The sequence below is a fragment of the Paenibacillus pectinilyticus genome, from assembly GCF_001700435.1.
Taxonomy (GTDB): domain Bacteria; phylum Bacillota; class Bacilli; order Paenibacillales; family NBRC-103111; genus Paenibacillus_E; species Paenibacillus_E pectinilyticus.
The window spans coordinates 81,208-104,704 of record NZ_LYPC01000025.1 but is presented as its reverse complement, the minus strand read 5'-3'; the positions used below and the strand labels follow the sequence as shown (position 1 = coordinate 104,704).

General features: G+C 44.0%; 15 protein-coding genes. All 15 read right to left on the bottom strand.

The window, feature by feature from the left end:
* Positions 1-33: 33 nt before the first annotated feature.
* Complete coding sequence (gene metK, locus A8709_RS20350; RefSeq protein WP_065854547.1) at positions 34-1,248, bottom strand: methionine adenosyltransferase; 1,215 nt, start codon at positions 1,246-1,248, stop codon at positions 34-36.
* 394 nt (positions 1,249-1,642) lie between these two features.
* A complete protein-coding gene (locus A8709_RS20345) occupies positions 1,643-1,909 on the bottom strand; it encodes an alpha/beta-type small acid-soluble spore protein (protein WP_065854545.1) in 267 nt (88 codons plus the stop codon).
* A gap of 175 nt (positions 1,910-2,084) precedes the next feature.
* Positions 2,085-2,618, bottom strand: coding sequence for a hypothetical protein (locus tag A8709_RS20340; RefSeq protein ID WP_065854543.1), 534 nt, complete (start codon positions 2,616-2,618; stop codon positions 2,085-2,087).
* Between the two features lie 106 nt (positions 2,619-2,724).
* Positions 2,725-5,826, bottom strand: a complete 3,102-nt coding sequence (locus A8709_RS20335; protein ID WP_065854541.1) for an S-layer homology domain-containing protein — start codon at positions 5,824-5,826, stop codon at positions 2,725-2,727.
* Between the two features lie 426 nt (positions 5,827-6,252).
* Complete coding sequence (locus tag A8709_RS20330; protein WP_065854539.1) at positions 6,253-9,279, bottom strand: S-layer homology domain-containing protein; 3,027 nt, start codon at positions 9,277-9,279, stop codon at positions 6,253-6,255.
* A gap of 417 nt (positions 9,280-9,696) precedes the next feature.
* Positions 9,697-13,614 (bottom strand): S-layer homology domain-containing protein, encoded by a 3,918-nt coding sequence (locus A8709_RS20325; protein ID WP_084225203.1) that lies wholly within the window; start codon positions 13,612-13,614, stop codon positions 9,697-9,699.
* A 276-nt stretch (positions 13,615-13,890) separates the two neighbouring features.
* Complete coding sequence (locus tag A8709_RS20320; RefSeq protein WP_065854537.1) at positions 13,891-15,000, bottom strand: MraY family glycosyltransferase; 1,110 nt, start codon at positions 14,998-15,000, stop codon at positions 13,891-13,893.
* 137 nt (positions 15,001-15,137) lie between these two features.
* Positions 15,138-15,932, bottom strand: a complete 795-nt coding sequence (locus tag A8709_RS20315) for a WecB/TagA/CpsF family glycosyltransferase (protein ID WP_065854535.1) — start codon at positions 15,930-15,932, stop codon at positions 15,138-15,140.
* An 87-nt stretch (positions 15,933-16,019) separates the two neighbouring features.
* A complete protein-coding gene (csaB, locus tag A8709_RS20310) occupies positions 16,020-17,153 on the bottom strand; it encodes a polysaccharide pyruvyl transferase CsaB (protein ID WP_065854533.1) in 1,134 nt (377 codons plus the stop codon).
* On the bottom strand, positions 17,126-19,177 hold the full coding sequence (locus A8709_RS20305) for a DUF5693 family protein (protein WP_065854531.1): 2,052 nt from the start codon (positions 19,175-19,177) through the stop codon (positions 17,126-17,128). The genes csaB and A8709_RS20305 overlap by 28 nt, the downstream gene beginning before the upstream one ends.
* Before the next feature lie 184 nt (positions 19,178-19,361).
* Complete coding sequence (locus tag A8709_RS20300) at positions 19,362-21,065, bottom strand: phospho-sugar mutase (RefSeq protein ID WP_425262340.1); 1,704 nt, start codon at positions 21,063-21,065, stop codon at positions 19,362-19,364.
* Between the two features lie 25 nt (positions 21,066-21,090).
* Positions 21,091-21,519 (bottom strand): 3-hydroxyacyl-ACP dehydratase FabZ, encoded by a 429-nt coding sequence (gene fabZ / locus A8709_RS20295; protein WP_065854527.1) that lies wholly within the window; start codon positions 21,517-21,519, stop codon positions 21,091-21,093.
* Between the two features lie 178 nt (positions 21,520-21,697).
* Positions 21,698-22,216 (bottom strand): CDP-alcohol phosphatidyltransferase family protein, encoded by a 519-nt coding sequence (locus tag A8709_RS20290; protein ID WP_065854525.1) that lies wholly within the window; start codon positions 22,214-22,216, stop codon positions 21,698-21,700.
* 155 nt (positions 22,217-22,371) lie between these two features.
* Positions 22,372-22,590: a DNA-directed RNA polymerase subunit beta gene (locus tag A8709_RS20285; RefSeq protein WP_065854523.1), complete on the bottom strand. Its 219-nt coding sequence runs from the start codon at positions 22,588-22,590 to the stop codon at positions 22,372-22,374.
* Positions 22,591-22,614: 24 nt separating this feature from the next.
* The gene (locus A8709_RS20280; protein WP_065854520.1) at positions 22,615-23,481 is read right to left on the bottom strand and encodes a flagellar hook-basal body protein; all 867 of its coding nucleotides are present in this window, start codon (positions 23,479-23,481) and stop codon (positions 22,615-22,617) included.
* Positions 23,482-23,497 lie beyond the last annotated feature (16 nt).

Here is a 23,497-nt window from a genome sequence, read left to right as displayed (position 1 = left end):
AAAAAGCCGCCCACAAAGGACGGCCTATCTATTTTAATGCTTAAGCTCTAAAGCTTGAGCTTTCAATGCTTCTGCTTTATCTGTACGTTCCCAAGGAACATCTAGATCGTTACGGCCGAAGTGACCATAAGCCGCTGTTTGACGATAGATTGGACGACGAAGATCAAGCTCTTTAATGATACCCGCTGGACGAAGGTCAAAGTTTTTGTGAATAAGCTCAACAAGTTTCTCTTCACTCACTTTAGCCGTACCAAATGTATCCACAGCAATGGACACAGGACGAGCAACACCAATGGCATAAGCCAATTGAACTTCACATTTCTCAGCAAGGCCAGCTGCTACGATGTTCTTCGCAACATAACGCGCCGCGTATGCACCGGAACGGTCAACTTTTGTCGGATCTTTACCGGAGAATGCGCCGCCGCCATGACGAGCGTAACCGCCGTACGTATCAACGATAATCTTACGACCAGTCAAACCAGCATCCCCTTGAGGTCCACCGATAACGAAACGGCCTGTTGGGTTGATGAAATAGTTTGTGTTCGCATCCAGCAAGTGAGCTGGAACGATTGGATTAATGACGTGTTCTTTAATATCCTTTTGGATTTGCTCCAAAGTTGTGTTCTCATCGTGCTGTGTGGATACAACGATCGCATCTACACGAACTGGTTTATCGTCGATGTACTCAACAGTAACTTGTGTTTTACCATCCGGACGTAGGTATGGAAGAGTTCCATTCTTACGAACTTCTGTCAAACGACGAGCTAGTTGGTGAGAAATCGAGATTGGAAGAGGCATAAGTTCAGGCGTTTCATTAACTGCAAATCCGAACATTAAACCTTGGTCACCTGCACCGATTGCTTCGATTTCTTCATCCGACATGGAACCTTCTCTTGCTTCAAGGGCTCTGTCAACACCTTGTGCAATGTCAGGGGATTGCTCGTTCAAGGAAACGAGAACCGCACATGTTTGGGAGTCAAAACCATATTTCGCGCGTGTGTAACCAATTTCTTTAATTGTTTGTCTTGCGATCGCTTGAATATCAACATATTCAGACTTCGAAGTAATTTCGCCAATTACCAAAACCAAACCAGTTGCTACCGATACCTCACATGCTACACGAGCATTCGGATCATTGGCAAGAAATGCATCCAATACCGAGTCAGAAATTTGGTCACAAATTTTATCTGGATGACCTTCTGTTACGGATTCGGATGTAAATAAACGACGTCCACGTACTTGCGCCATATCATTCATCCTCCTACTTATTCACTTAGTATGTTTGAAAAGCTTTTACTCGATGCCTCATATGATAAAAAAATTGGGCCCGGCTTTAGCGGCAGCTTTTCACGCCAAACGGAATCCCTCTTTTGCGCTCAAGCGCTGTAAGGATGTATGAATTCCGTAAAAAAAATGAACCTTTCCCGGTTGGAAAAGGTTAAATGAAAGATTGACCTTCAATTTATTATCTTACTTCATTTGTCGTCTAGTGTCAATTGATCTACCGTTAAATTCATTCAGAAATCTTTCAGAAAACCCTCAGAATTCTTTCAGGATTCTTTCAGGTTTCATTCATTTTTTATTCATGGTTATTTTATAAAATTAAAAAATCTAATACACCACTTAAATAAGAAACGATAAATTAAAGACTGAACAGGGTTTCCTCGGCCTTCTGGATCAAGCGTTGTGTGATTCGCCCACCAACAGCTCCTGCATCCCTAGAAGTGATGTGTCCCCAGTAGTCTTCTTTGACTGAGGAAGAATGAATAGCTCCTAGCTCTGTAGCAAACTCGGTGTCAGCATTTAGCGACATCTGTTTGCCTACGGGCAAACCTAATTCAGCAGCAATCTCATACTTAAGCATATCCAATGCTTTCTTGGATTCTGGAACCACTTTACTTCTAGCCATAACCAAACGCCTCCCCAGAGTTTTAGTTGTGATCATGTACGTGTCAGTAGCTGCCCTGCGTGCTAGGTACATCGATTAGTATGGCTAGAATAAAGAAGACAACACGCATAAGATGTTGTCAGTTTGGGTAAAATTATGGAGTAGAGTTAACTATACTTACCTTCTACATATGACATTATTGTGACACTTTACTACCGTCTGCGTTCAAAATTAAATAACCACCGCGAACCATGACATAGATAGCCGCATCATTTTTTGTCGAAGGCTTTATCCCGCGACCTTCTGTCGGGAAAATTAAAAGATGATTCAGCGCAACTTCCATTCCCGCTGCCAGGTCTTTGCCTCCCGTTACGTCCGGGATGCCGTTCTCATCGTTACTCACGGCAAGCACTTTGCCGGTTCGCACGATAAATTCCGCGCCAGCGCCGGCGTATAGGGTTTGTCCATTTTGCAATTGGACAACTTTCATAGTTGCATCTGCCGTTGGGGTAGTACCTGTGCCTCCGTTGCTCCCGCTATTCGCGATCGCGGCGGCCACAATTTCTTTCACCTTCGCTTCGCTTAAGGTGTTTTGCTCAAAATAGCTCTGCGTGATCACCGGATCGGTTCCCGATCCTGCCGCCGGCGCTTCCGCTTGCGACGTTGAAATAGCTGTGCTTATTAAAATGGTTAGAAGAAGTGCAGCAGGAAATGTTTTTCTGATTTTCATAGGTGTCTCTCCTTTTTATTTTTTTTCATTATAACGGTAGAAAGAAATAAAGAGAAGGAATAAAAAAAGAAGACCCCGGAGGGTCCTCTTTAATTATGAATTACTATTATTGCACGATATTTACTGCAACAGTTGTAGTGCCGGATCCGGATGCAACTGTGATTGTGAAGCTATCACCAAGCTCAACGCCAGTAATCGTTGCATCTTTAGTACCATTTTGAGAGATAGTTGGAGTAGCTGAACCACCTGCATTAGTCAATTTGGAGATAGTCAATGATGGTGTAGCTGATGTTCCATTTGCAAATGTAATTACACCAGCAGTTGAAATAAAGCTTTTTGTTGGTAGTGGATTAGCAGTGCTTACAACATATGACTTACCGTACTGGTCAACAGCACTTAGTAATGAACCAATTGTAGCAAGACTGAATGTTCCACCAACTGTACCATTTTTAAGTTCAAGATTTGTTGTAGCAGCGCCACCAACTGATTTAAGTACTGTAAGAGTCTTAACGGATGGTGCACCTGTTACTGCATTGTAAGCTTTAGTGATAACATCACCAGTTTCATTGATTGTTGCCGTAAAGGTACCTGCTTTTGTTGTAAGTGTTGGTGCGCCTGTTACAGTGAAATCTACAGCAGATGTATCAATTTTACCAGTTGCTTGATCCCATGAACCTAGGCTCGCACTTCCATTATAAAGGCTAACTGGAAGGGAAACTTTCTTACCATCAGCTGTTACACCAGATACTGTAACTGCAGTTGCATAATCTGTGGATTTGAAAACATCTGTAATGTCATTAACAGTATAAGAAGTAAACTCGCTCTTAGCTACACCACGGAATGTAGGTGTGAAGTCGCTACCACTAACTGCTTTCCATGCACCTGCTGGTGCTGGTGATGGATTCACAGCATTAGCGTCCCATTTCTCAAGAGAGAACGATACCGTTTCAGTACCTTTATAAACTGCTTTTACAACAGAAGTATCTGAAGCACTTGTTAAAGCTGTTCCTGTCAAATTAACTGGTGATGTAGTTGCTGTATTTCCTTCTGATACTTTTACTCTGTAAGTAGTTGATCCAAGATTTCCAGTAAAAGCACTACTTGACATAGTACGACCATATTGATCTTGTACCACTAAGTAACCAGGTGTAACATTTTGAGTTCCTGCTACGACTGGAGTAGTTGCAGATGCTAGCAAGATATTTGGATTTACATCAGAAGTGAATCCAGTGATTACTGCTGGAACCGCATTGTCTTTAATTGTAATGGATTTGGAAGCAACTTTATTGTTAGCAGTAATAGCTGTTAGTACAACTGTTTGAGCTGCTGTTACAGTAGCATGGAAATCATATACATATACTACTTTACCATCAACTTTTGTAAAGCCACCTGCTACCCCACCAATTTTGATCCCTTTAGTAGCTGAGTTAAGTACAGTCAAATCAGTAATTTCATTACCAGCTTTATCTGTAACTGTAACTGGAACATTAACTGAACCATCATTTAGTGCAACTGTATTATCAATGCTTCCAAAAGTGATGTTATCCGCTACAACACCATCAGCAACGTTAACTGTAAATGTTGTAGAAGCACCTGTTGATGCAGAGATCAATGTAACCACAGTAGTACCAGAAGTTGGTGTACCAGCAAGTTTCAATACAGATACATTAGAACCATCGATAGTATCAGTATCCCAATCAGCTTTATTGCTTGAAAGGTTCTTCACGCTTGCAACTGTTGTATTGGAGACCGAAACTAATACTTGTTGTTTCAAAGCAGCTGTATCAGAAATTGTGCTACCATATTGGTCTACTGCCTTAACAACTAATTCAAATGCTGAGATATCAGAAGTGTCAGCAGATAAGGTGCTACCAGCTGCATTATATAGCTTGGAAACAGTTACATTAGCAACTTGTGCTGCTGGGGATACTATCAATGCTGCAGTTGCACTAATACCCGCATCAGGTTGTACCAATGTCAATACTACAGTTTGGCCTAAAGTCCACTGCGTTGCACTTGTAATTTTAGCTGTGCCAGCTGTTCCAATATCTACACCTGTGCCGCTAGTTGAAGCTTGTAGGGACGTGATGCTAGTGATTTCTTCACCATATTGGTTAAGTACTTTGTATCCGACTTTTACTGTTTTACCAGTTGTATCAGATGCATCTAGAGCAGCTTTATCGGAAGAAATTGTAATTTTAGTTGCTTTCTCATCAGTTGCTGTTACTTTACCAGTCAAAGCTGCAGTTGTAAGACCAGCAACGGATACTGTGTACTCACCAGCAAACAGTTTCGCGGAAGTTGCGATTGTTGCTGTTGTTTTATCATCAGACCAAGTTACACCAGCAGTTGTTACTGCGCTAGTACCACGAGCAACAGTGATGGAAGTTACTTTACTTGCATCAATTGCTTTGTTGAATTTAACTTCAATTTTCTTAGCGCCTGTAGCTGTTACGCTTGAAATGCTTGCAGCATTCAAAGAGGAAACTGCAACGTCAGCTGCATAAGAACCGACAACGAGGTCACCACGAGTTGCAAGTTTTGCACCGTCAGTACCCAAATCTACACCAGCTGCTTTAGCAACATCTAGGTAACCTTGGTACCAAGGCGTAGTTGTTTGAACAGTTGAACCTTTACCAAAACCTTTTACAAGCAAAGTAGCAAGTTGACCAATTGTTACGTTATCTTTTGGAGCAAAAGTAGTATCAGTCATACCATCGATGATTCCAGCTTTTTTAGCTGCTTCGATGAAAGGAATAGCCCATGCTTGGGAAGCGTCAGTTCCATCAACATCTTTGAAAGAAGAAGTTGTTTCAGTACCAACAGTAAGGTTGAAGATTTTTGCAACAAGTTTAGCTGCTTCTGCACGAGTCATGTTACCAGTAACGTCAAAAGTTGTAGCTGTTTTGCCGTCCATGTAACCTTTAGCAAGCAATGCGTCAACTTTTGCAAGAAGAGCTGCATCAAGACCAGCCAAATCTGTGAAATCCTTGGAAGTTTTAACTGTAGTTGTAGCTGCAGTTGTTGTTGTTGCAGGTGTTGTAGTCGTTGTGTCAGCCATTGCCACCGATGCAAACATGGAGAATGCTAGTGTAGCTGTTGCTAGTACTTTTAAACTTTTTTTCATAACCTTTTTTTCTCCTCCTTGAATATCGTGAGTTTTATTTTTTAAGTTAGATCTTACCATATTTGAGCTCGATTCACTCATTGTCTTGTTCACCCCCTTCCCAGAGTTAGAGCATAATATAACTAAGTTCGCTTGTAGCCCTGGTGGCCACATTTGAAACTAGTAAAATTTTTGTGAAAAAATAGGAACCTAGACCAATTTACATTATACATTGATCATTCTGAGTCGTAAAGAAGAATTTTGTATGAACGATTCCGTCTGATCTGCAATATTAAATTTATTGGGTGTTTCAAAGTATTAAACGCATATAAAATATAAAAGTTGCGAATCCTAAAAAAATAATTCGAAAACTTTATATCCAAACATCTATCTTTTCGTCTATAGGGTCAGTATACGTGAGAATTCGCACTTTTTCATTGCCAAGTATTTTCCATGACTCTAATTTACTTTTTTATGCACAAAAAAAAGACCCCGAAGGGTCTTCTTTTTGTAATCAATGATTACTCATTATTGCACGATGGATACTAGTACAGTTGTTGTTCCAACTGTTACTGTGAATGTATCGCCAACGTTAACGTTATTGATCGCTGCAGTGCTTGTTCCGTTATTTACGATTGAAGGAACATCTGTGTTTGAAGTGTTACCATCAACAAGTTTGGAGATTGTCATGCTAGGTGTAGTCGTTGTGTGATCAGCAAAAGTAATTAGACCGTTAGCATCAATACCAGTACCTAATTTGTACTCAACACCGTATTGATCCAAAGCATCAAGTTGAGCTGCGATTGTACCAAGGTTAAACGTACCACCAATTGTATTTCTGCTTAGCTCAAGATTAGTTACTGCAGTACCATTAGCATTCAACACTTTTAGAGTTTTAACCGAAGGAGCAGCTGTAACTGCGTTGAATGTTTTTGTGATTACATCACCAGTATCGTTAACCGTTACTGTTAATGTTATTGCTTTAGAAGTAGAAGTCGGTGCACCTACATTTGTGAAGTCGATATCTCCAGGATTAACCACAGGTGTAGCAGATACTGCTTTGAATGTTCCACCAGTGATACTACCAGCACTCACAGATGCTGTATACATACCAGCAGGGATAGCAACTTTCTTGCCATCAGCTGTAACACCAGATACAGTGATCGCTTTTTGGTAAGCGGAAATTGCACTTGTTGGTGCATATACATCTGCAATATCATCTACAGTGTAAGACGAAAGCTCACTCTTATCTACTGAGCGCAATGTAGTTGTAAAATCACTACCATTAACTGGTTTAAACGCCATCGCAGTTGTATCGTATTTCTCAAGAGAAACTGTCAAGGACTCAGTTCCTTTGTAAACCGCATCAGCAACTGTTCCTGTCGCGCTTGTTAGAGTAACTACTCCAGTAGGTGAAGCTCCTTCTAATGCAATTGGTGATGTAGTTGCAGTGTTACCTTCAGTAACTACTACATGGTAAGGAGTCGGTTGCAAACCACTAGGAGTCGCACCTAATGTACCTACGAATGTGTTAGAATCCATTGTACGACCATATTGATCTTGTACCACTAGGTAGGACGGTTGAATAGTTTGTTTGCCTGGTGTTGTATCAATTTTATTTAAGATATTTGTGTTAACATCGGATGTAAATCCAGTGATTACTGTCGGTACAGCAGCATCTTTAACTGTGATTGTTTTGGAAGCTACTTTGTTGTTTGCAGTGATCGCAGTTAACACAACTGTTTGTGCTGTTGTTGGTACAGTGTATTGGTAAACAACTTTACCGTCTACTTTTGTAAAGCCAGTTGCACTGTTTCCAATTTTAACACCTTTTGTAGCATTGTTTAGAACATTTAGATCTGTGATTTCATTTCCGTTTTTGTCAGTAATAGTTACTGGGATGTTTAGCGTACCATCATTTGCAGCTACAACATTATCAATGCTTCCAAAATTGATGCTATCAGCAATAACGCCATCAGCAACATTAACTGTAAAGGATGTTGATGCACCTGTTGAAGATGAAATGAATGTTACTACTGAAGTGCCAGCTGATGGAGTTACGTTTGTACCTGCAACAAGTTTAAGAACTGGTACGTTAGCACCATCAATTGTATCTGTAGTCCAAGCTGTTGTTTTATTGTTGCTCAATCCATCAACACTAGCAACTAGTGTGTTTGATACGGACACAAGCACTTGGCCCTCTAAAAGTCTAGGATCTGTCACTGCGTTGCCGTATTGGTCAACTGCATTTACTACTAGCTCGTAGGAGCTGAAGTCCGAATCAGCAGACAACGTACTTCCAGCTGCGTTATACAATTTAGTTACAGATACATTAGCAACTTGTGCTGTAGGGGATACTGTTAAAGATGCTGTTGCGCTGATTCCTGCATCCGGTTGTACTAGTGTTAATACTACCGTTTGACCTAGTGTGAATGCTGTAGTAGTTGATGTAATTGTAGCCGTGCTGCTACCTAGATCAACTCTACCGCCACTGGATGATGTTTGAAGATCAGTGATGCTTGTGATGTCTTCGCCGTATTGGTTCAATACTTTGTAGGACACTTTAACGCTCATGTTTGTTGCATCAACCAAAGCTGCTTTATCAGAACCGATTGTAATTTTAGTTGCTTTTTCGTCAGTTGCAGTTGTTGTGCTAGTCAATGCTTTATCAGAAAGACCAGTTACGGATACTGTGTAGTCACCTGCGAACAATTTAGCGGAAGTGTTGATTGTTGCTACTGTTTTGTCAGTGTTCCAAGTGATATCGGAAGTTGTAACAGCGTTAGTACCGCGAGCTACTGCGAAAACTGCTTTAGTTGTATCAACTGCACGGTTAAAAGTAACTTCTAATTTTTTAGCACCGGATGCTTTAACACCGGAAAGTGTTACTGCTTTGCTAGCGTTGAAAGCAACGTCAGCCGCGTATGAACCACTTACTAGGTCAGCACGGGTTGCTGCTACGGAACCGTCAGTTCCAAGATCAACACCGTTTGCTTTTGCTACATCCATGTAACCTTGGTACCAAGGGGATGTTGTTTTAACGTCAGCCGCTTTACCAAGACCTTTAACGAACATTGTAGCCAATTGACCGATTGTTACGTTGTCTTTAGGAGCGAAAGTTGTATCAGTGATACCATCGATGATACCAGCTTTTTTAGCTGCTTCGATGAAAGGAATGGACCAAGCGATGGAAGCGTCAGTACCGTCTACATCTGCGAAAGTGGAAGTTGTTTCAGTTCCAACTGTCAAACCAAGTACTTTAGCAACAAGTTTAGCTGCTTCAGCGCGAGTCATGTTTCCTGTGATATCAAAAGTTGTATCTGTTTTACCTTCCATGTAACCTTTAGCAAGCAAAGCATCAACTTTAGCTGCCATTGTTGCATCTAGACCAGCAAGGTCTGTGAAGTCTTTGGAAGTTTTTACAGCCGCTGTAGTTGTCGCGGTAGTAGTTGCATCCGTTGTTGTTGTTGTAGTAGTTGTATCAGCCATTGCTACTGATGCGAACATTGAGAATGCTAGAGTTGCAGTTGCAAGTACTTTAAAAGTCTTTTTCATAAAATGTGTTTCCTCCTAATATTTTAAAGTTTTTTTGTTATAAAAACTTATAACCAACGTTGCGACATGTGAATCATGTGACTCTGTGAATCTCTTGAAGCACACTTGATAGCTTTCCGTGTAGCTTCGCGTCTATCACCTCGGCTACAAACTTAGTATACGACACTCTATACTACATTTCATTGTAAAGTATTTTCCAGAAGAGCTTCTCTTTTCGCCTGAATGGAGTCACCTCAACCTTCTATACCCACAAGTTAAAGATTAATGCCTATTTGTAAAGGAAATAAGAATAGAAGCTTAATATAAACTAAAAATTACCTGAATGTTTCCTGAAAGACAATTAAAAGACACATTTAGAAAGCACAAAAGACTGCATCCGATTTCTCTCGGAATGCAGTCTCTTTGGCGATTCTAGCGTTATTTAGGAACCTTCTTCTGTTGTTTCAATACGCGCATAGCCACTACAGCAGCTTCTGCACGGGTAAAGTTCTCAAGCGGATCAAAACGCAAGGTCGTCTTCTTCTGGCCTTGTAGAAGGACATTTTCTTTTCCTTCTATTAAACCTAGCTTGCTGATTGCGTCAATGGATGTAAGAGCATAGTAGTCGATACTATTAGCATCTGTGAAAAGCTTTTGTAGATTCGCTAGTGATTTGGCCTCGTCACCGCTTAGCTTGGACTCTGCGGCACGTGCAATCATCACCGCGGCATCTTGACGCGTGATCGCGTTATTCGGCAAGAACATGCCGTTCGCGTTCCCTCTGACGATACCAGCTCTTGCAGCAGCTTCAATGTAAAGGAAGTTGTATTGCTCGAACTGTGTATTACTATTGCTTCCAGCCAAGTTGTAGCCCCTCTGTACATCGACAAAGGTACTGTTGTTATAGCCAACTCCTGTTTGCTGTGTATCTAGGTTCTCTAAAGGAATATCAAAAATCTTCACAAGCATCGTAACAAACTCACCGCGATTGATCGCATCGTTCGGCATGAACTGACCAGGTGATTTGCTATTCATGATACCTTTGGAATAGAGCGTGTCTAAATCATTTCTCGCCCAAGGGTGGTTCGTCACATCATTATAGCTATCATCCATGTACATGACCTGGAAATAGCCGAATGAACTAACTGGAACGGTAATGGTGTTGGATTTCGGATCAACGACACCGCCAATATTTCTCCATGAAGGCGTAGCAGGCCCTTGCCCTGTTGCATTGTTAAAGTAACCATATTGGTAAACAGTCAAGTACTTCCACGCATCGTCTCGAATATTAGAATCATATTTGAGCGTCAGGGTACCGCGTTCCGTAGGCATAACAAGATCGTTATAGTTACGGTTATAAAATGGTGTTAATTTCGGATCGGTCGTATTCGGCAGAATACCTCCGCCTAGGAAAGCTTGTTGCAAGCTTGAATTCGTTGAATTCGCATTTACAGGGATAATCCCTGCATCTACCCAGAAACGCTTGCTAGCAGGCCTAAAATGGCCTGTAGGCTCGATTAATAGTTGTTTCCAGCCTGTACTCTCATTGAGCTTGTCGATACGTCCATCATCGTTATTCGCGATACCAAACAAAATCTGACGATCTGTAGTAATGTATTGTGTCGCATTAGTCCGATCATTACGCATCAACTTTGTATCTTTCGGGAATTTCAAATCAATATCGCCATTAAAAATTTTCATGTTACTCGCTAAAGGAGCTTTGTACGACGCACCTTCAATACCTGTATCCGTATTGAACAAGACGATACTGCCGTTCGTTTTACCGGTACCGCGGGTAACTACGAACTTAATTTCGTTAGCACCTACTTTGAGATTTCTTACTTCATAGAAGAAATGCCCTGTTGCTTTGTCAAGAATCGCTTGATCTTTACCAATCGTCACGGAATCTGCTTTATCTGCTAAGATTTCTAGCATGTAGAAGTTCTGATTGATATTCGCCTGATCGACGCCTTTGCTGTTCTTAATAATTTGATTTCGTTTTGGTGCGATGAAATCATAAGGAACCGGCTCTCTTGTTATCGTGATTAGTTTGTTCGCTGTGGAACCAGAAGTACCATTAGCTGCAACTAGTTCAAATACATAGTCACCGTATTCCGTCATGTTATAGACGACGGAGTCGAAGTCTTGTACAGGCTTAACATACTGCGTCGAGTTCAATCCAACAATTTGCGTACCTGTAACCGATGTAGATGCTGCCTTGCGTAAGTATAGCGTCGTCCCAGGCAGTCCTGTTCCTGGATTTACGATAGAGTTCAGAACTTGACCTCTAAATTGAACGGATGGCGCTCTTGTTACAAAGGTATCTGGCAATGAGCCCGCGATAAATTCAGGATTTAAAGGATCAGTCTCAACTGGTTTCAAGTTATTTACCACTGGGACATCGTCGGAAAGTATAAAAATGTCGACGCTCGATGACGTGATTAATTGTCCACCTATATTTAAAGCGATTTTCAATGTGTATTTGCCATCTGTTTTACCGTCACTTTGGACAAACTTGTTTATCAAAGCTTTTGTAAGTGTAAATGTACCATTGTTAGCCACCGTCGGTTGTTCAGTAGTAGCATCAACAGATAGTTGCTTATCATTAAGTGTATAGACTACTTTGGGGTATTCTGCTGCAGGTAGATTAACTACTCTACCTGTTACACACGGGACTGATCCTGAAACGCTAGGACATGTCAACTTAGCCGCGTTATTCACGACGATTCCGTTAAAAATATTATTGACAATGACGTATGGTGCACCGGAGACAATTAAGTCATATTGCTTAACCCCGGCTGTGTATGGGGCTCTATTTGTATCATACGGTGTAATTTTCATGGTAACAGGGCCATCTGCAATCCCTTGCAAGTTTATATCCGCATATACAGATCCTGTTGTGGTTGTAATTGTAGGGTAAAGTACAACTGATGGATCATTTGGGTCAGCACCGGTGTTGTAGATCGTTCCGTTTAATTCAATTTTAACGTACTTTGCAACGCTATTCGTATATACTCTTAGAGAAGCAGGGAAGTCAGTGAGTTGGGTTGTTCCCGATTCACTCATAATAGCTTCGTAACTAGCACCACCTGCTGAAGCTTTACGAGTAAGTCCCACGTGATCGACATAGGCCTGATTCGGGTTCACATAAGAATAATTATACTTTGAATATGTCACACCTCCATTAGTATCCGTAAATTTGAATACTAACTCTTGATATGTCGCACCCTTGTTAATAGGCAAGGAACCAGTAATATCATAAATATTATAAGCACTTGTAGAAGAAGCACTTTTGGTAATTGAAGCAGTTGGTACAGTTGGTACAGTTGGTGTTGAACTATTTAAATTCCCTGTAGTCGTGACCGTCGGGTTATTTAATGTGTTTGTAAAATCAAAATGAAGATTAGCCGCTCCGACACCTGTAGAGGATACATCAGCGTACACATACTGAGACACACCAATTGAGGTTAAAGGTATCTTGAACGATGATGAGATACTTACATCTGCAATAGTATCATCTTGCAAATTTGGGCTGTCCACTAATTTCGAATATATTTGAGCACCACCGTTTGCATCCAGTTGACCAATTAGACCAACATTCGCGTTATAAGCAAATGCCTGACCATTATCATAGACGAATGATCGAGTTGCTTTATAAAAGTTAGTCGTATTCTTAGCTGCAAACGTGACTACGTTATCTCCTGGACGGAAATTCACTTCGTTCGTTCTGTTTGTATTCGTGATAAATGTGAAATCACCATTAATGAAGGCAGATGGTTGGAACGTGGAACCTTGCAACGAAGCTTCTACTTCTGTTGCATTGGATGAAGTTCCTGTGATAGAAACACCTGAATAAGGTGCTTGCTTCGGATAGAAACCACCGTCTACAAAGTCATCTCCATTAATTTTGAGTTTGGTGATATTCGTAACGGGTGTGTAATAAGCGTAGGAAGGGCTTGAAGCAATACTGCCGCCAGATCCATACTTAATCGTGATCTTATTAAGACCCGTCGTCAGCTGAACGTTTTTAAAGGATGCTTCATTGCTATTAGTTGTGCTCTTAACTGCTTTGTTCGTAGCATTGGTTGTCGTTTGGGATGTGTTCACGTTATAAATCTCATAGAAAATATTCGAGATTTGATCGTCCGCAATCCCATTGATTAGGAAATCAACATTGATTGGATTCAAAGTAAACCGGTCAATCAGACTATCATTGATGGCTACACCCGGATCCGGTGAGTATAGATTCGTAACGGTAATGGTCCCCGCGGCATTAGCCGCTAAGGTCGGCAGCATGCTAAGCACCATCGCTAGAACGATGGTTAGGCTCGTCCATTTCTTTTTAAAATTTCTCAAGAAAAAGCTCCTCCTTATGTTATCTAAATGTTGTATTATCAGTGGGTTGATCTTACCTCTGTAACCTATGTACCTACCAGCTTTCGACAATCCCTCCTATTTCCATCTATCATTCTACATGATTAGACGTGGCTGAGCGCCAAAAGTTACTACTGTACATTACTTATCGGTTGATTGCAGGTAAATGTTTAGAGTTAGAAAGCTTTTCCTTGAAAAGCAAGAAAAACCCAGCCACAAGGGCTGGGTTAGATAAGTCATATGAGATGAGATAAAGAGCTATTTTCCTACCCGATCACTTTGCACTTGCTTCCCAATCAGTCTCTGGAGGAAAGTAAGCACGGGTTTGCGGCTTTTACTAATAATACCAATCACTTCAGCACCTACGAGCATGACGAGGAACAGTGCAACGATAATCATGATCAGTCCCCAAATCGAATTCTGCGATATGAAGACGGAACAGACAACCGCACTACCGCCGAACATAGCAGCAATTCCATAGATGATCAGAACGCTTGTACGATGAGTGAAGCCCATTTGCAATAAGCAGTGATGCAAGTGACTTTTGTCCGGAGCCGAAATCGGCAGTTTATTCACATAGCGGCGCAGCATCGCGAAGAACGTATCGGATAGAGGCACGCCCAGAATCATAATCGGGATTAAAAGTGAAACAACGGCCGCTTGCTTAAAGCCGAGAATTGAGAGCGTTGCAAGGGCGAAGCCCAGGAATAAGGCGCCGGAGTCGCCCATGAAAATTTTGGCCGGATGAAAGTTAAAGAACATGAAGCCTGAGATACTTCCTAGCAAAATCACGCAAAGAAGAATAACCGTTACGTTCCCCATCATCAGGGCAAGAATAAGAATCGTTGTTGTAGCAATACCCGACACACCTGCTGACAAGCCATCAAGACCGTCAATCAAGTTAATCGCATTCGATACGCCGACAATCCACAATATAGTAATCGGGATACTTAACCAGCCGATAGGCAGATTGGTTGTCCCGAAAGGGATATTCACAAGGTCGATTTTGAGACCAAAGGAAACAACGATACAGGCAGCAATGAGCTGGCCTAACAGCTTCCATTTGGGCGAAAGTTGAAAACGGTCATCTAACGCTCCTGTGACAACAATCACAAAGCCACCGAGCAATAGTCCAAAAGCAGCATCTGAGTTCACGGCATCAAGTGCTGGAGAGACGACGAAATAAGCTCCGACGAAAGCAAGGAATATCGCTAATCCTCCTAATCGCGGCATAATTCGCGTATGCACCTTCCGATGGTTCGGGGCATCAACAGCTCCTACCCAGAAGGCAAATTTTTTGACCAGGGGTGTCAGCAACAGCGCCATAACGCACGCAGCAATAAACCCAATCGCATATAATCCATACATGTCTTCTTCACAGCTCCTCTTATCATGGGTGGCAGGTCAGGTCATCCGCCGAAATGAATTATACTCCCATTCCGTCACAAATACTACTGCTAAATTCATCTGAAATGACCGTTTTCAGGTAATTTTCATAGATTTTTTCATGATTTGGTGACGTTATCTTTGTCTCGCATCACTTTCATTGCGAATTTCGGGAGTAATAGCATCCTTTTGTAGCGCCAAGGCTCCTGCAGAAGGCGGTAAAACCATTCTAGACGTAATTTTTGAAATAGAACCGGTGCTCTTTTTAGCTTGCCCGAAAGTACATCGAAACTTCCACCGACACCCATCATTACTGGTACTCCGAGTTGTTCCTTGTACTTCCCGATCCACGGCTCTTGATTCGCTGCCGCTCTTCCTACGAGAAGAAGATCTGGCGCAGCATCCACAATAGCTCGAATCACTTCGGCATCCTCTGCATCTTTGAAATAGCCGTTGCGGACGCCAACGAGGCTCACTTTCGGGTACAAAGTTCGAATTTTCTCCGCCGCAGCCTGGATCACTTCATCTGAAGCGCCCAGCAAGTAAACCTTCCAGCTCTTCTTTTCTCCGACTTTCATCAGCTCATGGATCAAATCGTAGCCTGGCACTCGTTCCGCAACAGGTTGACCGACGTGGTTTGCCGCCCAAACGACACCCGTTCCATCAGGAACGATGAGCTCCGCTCGCTGCATCATGCTTAAGTAGGACGGATCGTCCTGCGCTGCCATGACCATAATCGGATTGGCCGTAATCACCTGATGCGGCTTTTTCAACTCGATGACATTGGCGAGGTAGTCGACGGTTTGCTTCATGCTCATTTTGGAAATAGGTACACCATAGATGCGCACCTTCGGTATCGCTTGTAAGGAGGCCAGCGCAGCTGGCTCACTATTCGTTATCGATGTGGAACTCATGATATCTCTTCCTTAGTATTGACGTTTTAAGTTGCTAATTGGTTGCTTGTTCGTGGTATAAGGTTGAAAAAATACACCCCTGAAGGTCTATTTCCTTTTGTAAAAGGAAATGATCCGCTGCGCGGGTAGCTGAGCTTGCGCCTTCAGCTCTTCGATGGCGGCGCGGCTTGACGCCGCCCACTGCTCACGAGCATCGAGGAGGCCTAGCGCCTCCTCGCTAAACGCTTCAGCATCGAAGCTAGCTGTCGATGCGGCGGCTTTCATACCAAGCCTATGGAGGAACTGGTCGATCTTCGGATCGTACGAGATCCCCACCATAGGCACGTACTGCGAGGCTGCATAAATCAAAGAATGCAGCCTCATCCCGATCAGCAGGTCGCAGCCCGCGACCTGCGCGAGCATATCCTGCGGATGCGTGACGCCACGCACCATCTCCGCGCGCCCCGCGTGATCGCCCAAGCGGTCGATCACGAACTGCGACGCCACCTCATCCGAAGGAAGGTGGAAGGGCAAGAACCGCAGCCGCACATCCGTGCGGGCTGCGAGCAGCAATTGCAGCGACCGCGCGAGAGCTTCCAGCTCAGAGCGGTCTTCGTTCCAGAAGCGGACGGACACGCCGATCGTCCGCACCGCACTTGCACCGATAGACACGCCATCACTAGGCGCGTCCGCAACACCACCCCGGAGGGGCAAGCCCATCACCGGGTCAGGCACGACCGTGATGCGCTCTCGCGGGAGGCGCATCCGACCCAATAAGTCCGCGGACTCTGTGTCGCGGACCGACACGAAGGCGCAGCGCTTGAATACGCTGCGGATCCAGCCATAGAACATCGGCCGGCTTACGGGCCCGATACCTTGTGAATATATAAACGTTGGCTTTCCAAGCCATTGTGCCAGCTTCAAGACAGCCAAGTAATACGGGATTGTCTTCGAGCTTGTCGCATCTTGCAGAAGGCTTCCGCCTCCGCTGATTAAGCCGTCTGACTCCCGCAAAGCACGAAGAAGAGGACCTGGCTTCATGCGGTGATACGCTTTGACCCCATACATGGCTGAGGTTTTCTCTGGGTTAGCCGAAAGTACGATAGGCTCAATCTGAATACCTTGTTCTTTACCTTGCTCCTGCAAAGCAAATAAAATCGACTGCAGCACAGCCTCATCCCCACTATTATCGAAGCCGTAGTAGCCGGATAACGCTATTTTGACACTTGGGGCTGTACCCATCTCTTCCAACTCCTTGTGAGTATTTCCCAAACTGCAATGAGAACGATTCCGATGATAGCTCCTAATATTAATCCGTAAAAGATACGAATTAGGGAGATGTGCAGCGGCGTATGCAGATGAGCAAAGGTATCCACTAAGGAAAGTTGGCCAATCACGCCTATGAAGAGCAAATACACCGCATGGCGATAACGAACGGATAAGTAAGCACCCAGTAAGAAAATCGGATGAGCCACTAAGAATTCCTTCGTCCGTGGACGTACGCCTAACGTATTTTCCAAGAAAGAACGGAATAATTTCTCCACGGTGGAGGCTTGTCCTTCATTCCCAGTACGTGACAAGTAGTAGTAGATAGCTGCAAGTCCTACACCTGCAATGACAATCCACAAGACACTAATATAGGAAGAAAGTATTCTGCGAACATTCGCCGCCTTCTCCTTGTACGTATTATTCTCACTAAAGAATAAGAGATACAACCCAGCAATACCAATCGGTAGGAGATGCAACATGCCTACGCCGCGGAACTGTTGAAGAACCAGTGAATAGGTAATGTGGTTCAGCAACGCGACTTCATACACAACACCTAGCAGCGAGATTGCCGATGTTTTCAGCAACGTCCAAAGGCCAAAAGCGAGTCCTGATTTCCACTTAGCTGCAGCACCCGATCGTACAGAGCGAATTGCCAGCATGACTGCCACACTAGGTGCGCTAATTGCAGTCGCAAGAGCAAGTCCTTGCGCATACAGGTTTGCCGAAAGTGTATGTAGGCCCACAAGACCTATTAAACCGATAACAAAGAAGATAAGCGTTAATTCCGGCAAGAAGAAAGACAGCATCCATACAATAAGGCTCAACCCGCCTACGAGTAAGAAAATACGAGCTACCTTTTGCCAGCCTGTGCTATGTACATCGAAGGCTTCTGCGGGTCCGAGGGTAAAGCCAACCTTCTCAATACGTGGGATCGCACCGTCTTTGCCTTGTAAGCTCTCATAATATGAGGCCAACGGATCTACTAATTTCCCTTTATCCACGCTTTTCACAGCATGTGCATTCAAGAAGACCATACGGATGTTACGATCTTTGACAGCTAAAACAAGTCGGTCTGCCATGCCTTGAATACGATCAGCAAGCTCCACTTTCTTCAGCGGCTCTGTCAGCTTATCACCATCTTTTTCTGTAAAAGAGTGCAGCCGCACAACATCGTAATTCGTTTCTTTGGCTAAGGTGCTGAAGCCCTTCTGTGGCTCCTTCAAGAGCTCAATTGCTGCCAGCCCAATGCCATTTTTATGAAGAAGATCAGCCATTTTGTTCAAATTCATTTCTGTATTTTCTTCGGTGTAGCCTGGAACCTCATTCCCATCTACAATGATTCGCTTCACGCCAAGATCATGAAACTGTTTCAACAAGGCATCCATCTCATTGGTGTTGAAAGGTCTGCGATTGGATAGGCGTACAACGATCTGGAAGCCCTGATCCTTCAGCATTTGCAAGGCAATCGGATCTGGATCCATGACTTTCATCGAGGCGTCATCCATGCTCATCTGGATAACAAGGCCATTCCTATTCTTGAAACTCCACGGCTTTACATCGACCTTAAGGTCTGCGAACGTTTTCTTGATAAGCGGTTCTAACTTCTGCTGTGTTTGGCTATCCGCGAACAGCACATAAGTGAAATTCTCGTTCGGATTACCAAACGTTTGTGTAAGGGCAGCCGCATCACGCGAGTTGTACATGTCGATACGACGACTTTCTTTGAACTCCGCCAAGGTGCTCTCATACACGGCCATCGAACTGATGCCCGCGGCTTTCATTTTGGGAAGCTCGGTGTTTACATAACCCTGTGGATTGGTTTGCAGATCGGCAATGTCCAAGAGATCACGATAGTCAAATACAAATTCGACTTGGTTCGCCGAGGTTTCGGTTTGGTGACGGGCATAGGCTAACGGTAACGAGCACAGCATGCCAATAATAACGAACCACCATAGGATATTTCTTAACGGGTTATTCCAGGTTTGATACAAATTCACGCTTGTCCACTCCTCAGAGCATTTACTTTTTGTTTACAAGTTGGATCCCTTATACATTCGAAAACCTCTCCGCTCCCAAACGCGGGAAAAACGTCCAATGCATGGTAGATTTCGTATCCAGCCATTCTATTAGACGATCTATCCCTCATTTAGGTTCTGAAGAGGTTCTGTTCCACTTAGTTCTCTATCCGTCTACACGATTAAGCACGTATTGAATAATGCTATCCAGCTGTTTTGCAGCTTCAGGACCTGTCGCCCCTTGTACCGCGAAATAGAACTTAATTTTCGGTTCTGTTCCCGATGGACGCAAGCAGAACCACGATCCATCCTCCAGCTTGAACTTCAATACGTTCTCGCGAGGCAAGTCTTGAATGCCTTGCGCATAGTCTTCTACGGAGCTAACACGTGTGCCGCCGATCTCAGCAGGAGGATTCGTTCTCCACGCTTCCACCATGCGTCCAATTTGTTCTACGCCGTCTTTCCCTTTAAGCGTTCTTGATTCCAGTTTTTCCAAAAAGTAGCCAAAGGATTCGTATAGCCCCTGCAGCACTTCATATAAAGTCTTGCCTTGCTTCTTATAAAAAGCTGCCGCTTCTGCGATTAACATAGCTGCGATGACCGCATCCTTGTCACGGGCATAGCTGCCAGCTAAGTAGCCGTAGCTCTCTTCGTAACCGAATAAGAACGTATGCTCACCAGTTTTTTCGAATTGCGACATTTTTTCACCGATATACTTAAAGCCTGTTAAGGTGTTCAACGTTGGAATGCCGTAATGGTTCGCAACCGCGGCGCCCAGCTCGCTCGTTACGATCGTCTTGATCACAACGCCATTCGCAGGCAGGGTTCCACGCTCTTTCATACTGGATAGCAGGTAGTTCACGATAATCGCACCGGACTGGTTGCCCGTAAGTACCACATACTCGCCATTCGCATCCTTCACCACTGCACCCATACGGTCAGCGTCTGGATCTGTTCCGATGATGATATCCGCATTCCAGTCCTTCGCTTGCGCGATGGCTAGCGTGAAAGCTTCACGCTCTTCTGGATTCGGCGATTTCACCGTAGAGAACTGCGGATCTGGCAGCTCCTGCTCAGCCACAACGCGGACTTGTCCAAAGCCTACGGCTTTCAGCACTTCGCGAACAGGCACATTCCCAGCGCCATGCAGCGGTGTAAAAATAACACGGAAGTCATCGCTGATTTCCTTGATTACGTCTGGGTTTTGACTAATCGCAGTGACTGCCTGTATGTAAGCTTGATCAACATCATCGCCTAACCAAGCTAGAAGCCCTTGTGCTTCCGCTTCTTCCTGAGATAGCTTCTTTACTTTATCAAAAGAATCAATGCTCTGAACCAGGTCAATGACCTGTTCCGCAAACTCAGGCACCAACTGCCCGCCGTCTGCGCCATATACTTTGTAGCCATTATATTCTGGTGGATTGTGACTTGCCGTTACGACAACACCTGCTGCCGCACCTAAGTATCTCACAGCAAAAGAAAGCTGAGGCGTTGCATGCAGCGTCTGGAACAAATATGCTTTAATCCCATTGCCTGCGAAGACAAGTGCTGCTTCTAATGCAAACTCCGGTGACATATGACGGGAATCATAGGCAAGAACGATCGCAGGGTTAGCTGCACCTGTTCCATTGACATACGATGCCAAGCCTTGGCTGGCACGCCCCACAGTGTACACATTGATACGATTCGTACCTGCGCCGATTACGCCACGGAGACCGCCTGTCCCAAATTCAAGATCTTTATAAAAACGATCCTCGATTTCTCTCTCGTCGTCCCGAATAGCTCGCAGTTCTTGCTTCGTTTGCTCATCGACAGCTGGATCTTGCAGCCATAATTGATACTCTGTTTGTACACGCGTCATCGTCGTCAGGTTCATCTCCTTTATAGATATGGGATTATTTATTAGCAAGGGCGAACATAAGCTCACCTTCGACTACCACTTTATCACCGACTTTAGCGACGGCTTGACCTTTGACAATGGTGCCTTTAATTCGTGTAATCGTCATTTCAAGTGTAAGGGTATCGCCTGGTACAACCTGCTGGCGGAAGCGAACACCATCAACGCCTGCAAACAGGCCGATTTTGCCTCTATATTCTGGCATCGACAGGACGGCAACTGCTCCTACTTGAGCTAAGGCTTCTACAATCAGAACCCCTGGCATTACGGGATATCCGGGAAAGTGACCCGTGAAAAAAGGTTCATTGATCGTAACATTCTTAATCCCTACAGCTCGAACCCCTTCTTCAACCTCCAAAATGCGGTCAACGAGAAGGAAAGGCGGACGGTGAGGAATGATCTCTTGAATTTGATTAATATCTAGCATCGTGCGTTCGTGCTCCTTTCGAATACTTGTATAAAATACAAGGGAATTACTTACAATAGGGAGGTCCCTTCATGCCCTGCAGAAGTGAAGGTTCATATAAGGGGAGCTTATGTAAAGGTCTGTGCCGCAGATCCCTACATAGGCTCTTTTTTCTATTCATAAGGCAGTACTTTTTCGGTTATTTGGCCCGAACCCCTCGATTAAGCAGCAAGAATTGAAAAATATAAATAAATGATGTTAGGAATGAGACCCCTATAACAAACCATAGGTAAGTGATCGCGAAATTAAGCTCAAATACAATAAAAAGGATGGCAAAATAGTAGAGAACTGTCGTTAGCTTCCCCATGACATTGGCTGGTACGGTTAATTTCCCTCTGAAATGAAAAAAGGCTGAGCCTATAATCATCCCTGCGTCACGTATAAACATAGCCGCCGCTGCTTGCCAAGGAATCATCTGCGAGATGAGCAAAGACAAGATGACTGCGATCATCATACATTTATCGGCAAGCGGATCTAGCATAACACCCATAGGGGTAATGAGCTTACGTGTTCTTGCGATATAGCCATCTAAAATATCCGTGAGTCCAGCTACCAGCAAGATGACGAAGGAGATTCGGATGTGGCCATTGAAAAAAAGCACGAGGTACACGGGGATTAGTACAAACCTGCTAAACGTGAGCATGTTCGGTATATTCAAGGTACTCCTCCTGTGCCAAAGAATCCGATCCGATATTTGACAGATATAACCTTCTTATCATTATAACGCCGCTTGCACACAAAATAAACCACTAAACCGTCCTTCGCGGACGGATGGGTTTATTCACAAATAAAACTCCCCTGCGGGAGTTTAAATTAATTTCCAAAAACGAGATCGTATAAGTGCCGCCACGTACTGATATGTAAAATTTCGGATGAGGGCTGATGACCTAGCTTCGTGTAACCTACCCATAAACCTATATAGATGGCTAGTACACTTAGCACTGGAATACGTATGATTTTGATAATCAGCCAAACGATCTTTTGCCATTTCGGCCGTGGTGTCTTTTTGACTGGAGCAGGCTTGTCTACCATCGAGCCTATCCCTTCCTTTCTACATCACACGCGCAAGTTATTAGCCATGTTCATCATCTGATCGGATGATGTGATCGCTCGGGAGTTCAGTTGAAGCGCTCTTTGTACAATAACCAAGTCCGTCATTTCATCGGAGAGTGTCACATTCGATTGCTCCAGGAATCCTTGCATCAAGCTTACGCGAGTCGCATTGGTACCTGCTACGCCGTTCACATCTTGCAGAATGTTCGCCTTCTCACCCGCTGTTACTTCTGCTGGAAGTGTGTAGAGGTTGTCCCCTACGTCTTGAAGCAGTTGCGGACGTACTACACGAACAAGCTTGATCTGACCTAACGTAATCGGCTCTGCTGCTGGGTCCTGTTCATTATAGCCTTGAAACGTACCATCCTTGCCCACGACGGCTCGATACCCAACCGGCACATGAATTGGATTACCATCTGTTCCTGCAACAAAGTGCCCTTCTTTGGTCGTAAGGACTGTCCCACCCGTGCCATCCGGTGTTAAGCTGAATGCGCCATTACGCGTCCACGCAGGCTGAAAGACTTGATTCCCGTTCTCGTCTATTTTGCTGACGGACACTTCAAACAAACCATCGCCTTGGATGGCGAAGTCAGTCGGAAGACCCGTAGGATGGATCGGACCCTGTGACAAATTCGTCTGAATTTGCACAAGTCTCGAACCCCAACCTTGGTTAAAGCCTAATGGCGAGAACCGGCCTTGTTGACGGAATCCTTCGGGTTGTGCTTGCACATTCGTCAAGACATCCTCGAAGGAGGCTTCTTTCTTCTTGAAGCCATTGGTATTAACATTTGCTATGTTATTGGAGAGAATATCCAGCTTTTGCTGTAAGCTATGCATGGATACCGATGAGTTGATCATGGAATTGTTCATGTTTGGCCCCTTCGCA

Bases quoted from the DNA above. Each gene is read 5' to 3' on its own strand.
- metK (WP_065854547.1), bottom strand. From the start codon at position 1,248: ATGGCGCAAGTACGTGGACGTCGTTTATTTACATCCGAATCCGTAACA.
- A8709_RS20345 (WP_065854545.1), bottom strand. From the start codon at position 1,909: ATGGCTAGAAGTAAAGTGGTTCCAGAATCCAAGAAAGCATTGGATATG.
- A8709_RS20340 (WP_065854543.1), bottom strand. From the start codon at position 2,618: ATGAAAATCAGAAAAACATTTCCTGCTGCACTTCTTCTAACCATTTTA.
- A8709_RS20335 (WP_065854541.1), bottom strand. From the start codon at position 5,826: ATGAGTGAATCGAGCTCAAATATGGTAAGATCTAACTTAAAAAATAAA.
- A8709_RS20330 (WP_065854539.1), bottom strand. From the start codon at position 9,279: ATGAAAAAGACTTTTAAAGTACTTGCAACTGCAACTCTAGCATTCTCA.
- A8709_RS20320 (WP_065854537.1), bottom strand. From the start codon at position 15,000: ATGTATGGATTATATGCGATTGGGTTTATTGCTGCGTGCGTTATGGCG.
- A8709_RS20315 (WP_065854535.1), bottom strand. From the start codon at position 15,932: ATGAGTTCCACATCGATAACGAATAGTGAGCCAGCTGCGCTGGCCTCC.
- csaB (WP_065854533.1), bottom strand. From the start codon at position 17,153: ATGGGTACAGCCCCAAGTGTCAAAATAGCGTTATCCGGCTACTACGGC.
- fabZ (WP_065854527.1), bottom strand. From the start codon at position 21,519: ATGCTAGATATTAATCAAATTCAAGAGATCATTCCTCACCGTCCGCCT.
- A8709_RS20285 (WP_065854523.1), bottom strand. From the start codon at position 22,590: ATGGTAGACAAGCCTGCTCCAGTCAAAAAGACACCACGGCCGAAATGG.
- A8709_RS20280 (WP_065854520.1), bottom strand. From the start codon at position 23,481: ATGAACAATTCCATGATCAACTCATCGGTATCCATGCATAGCTTACAG.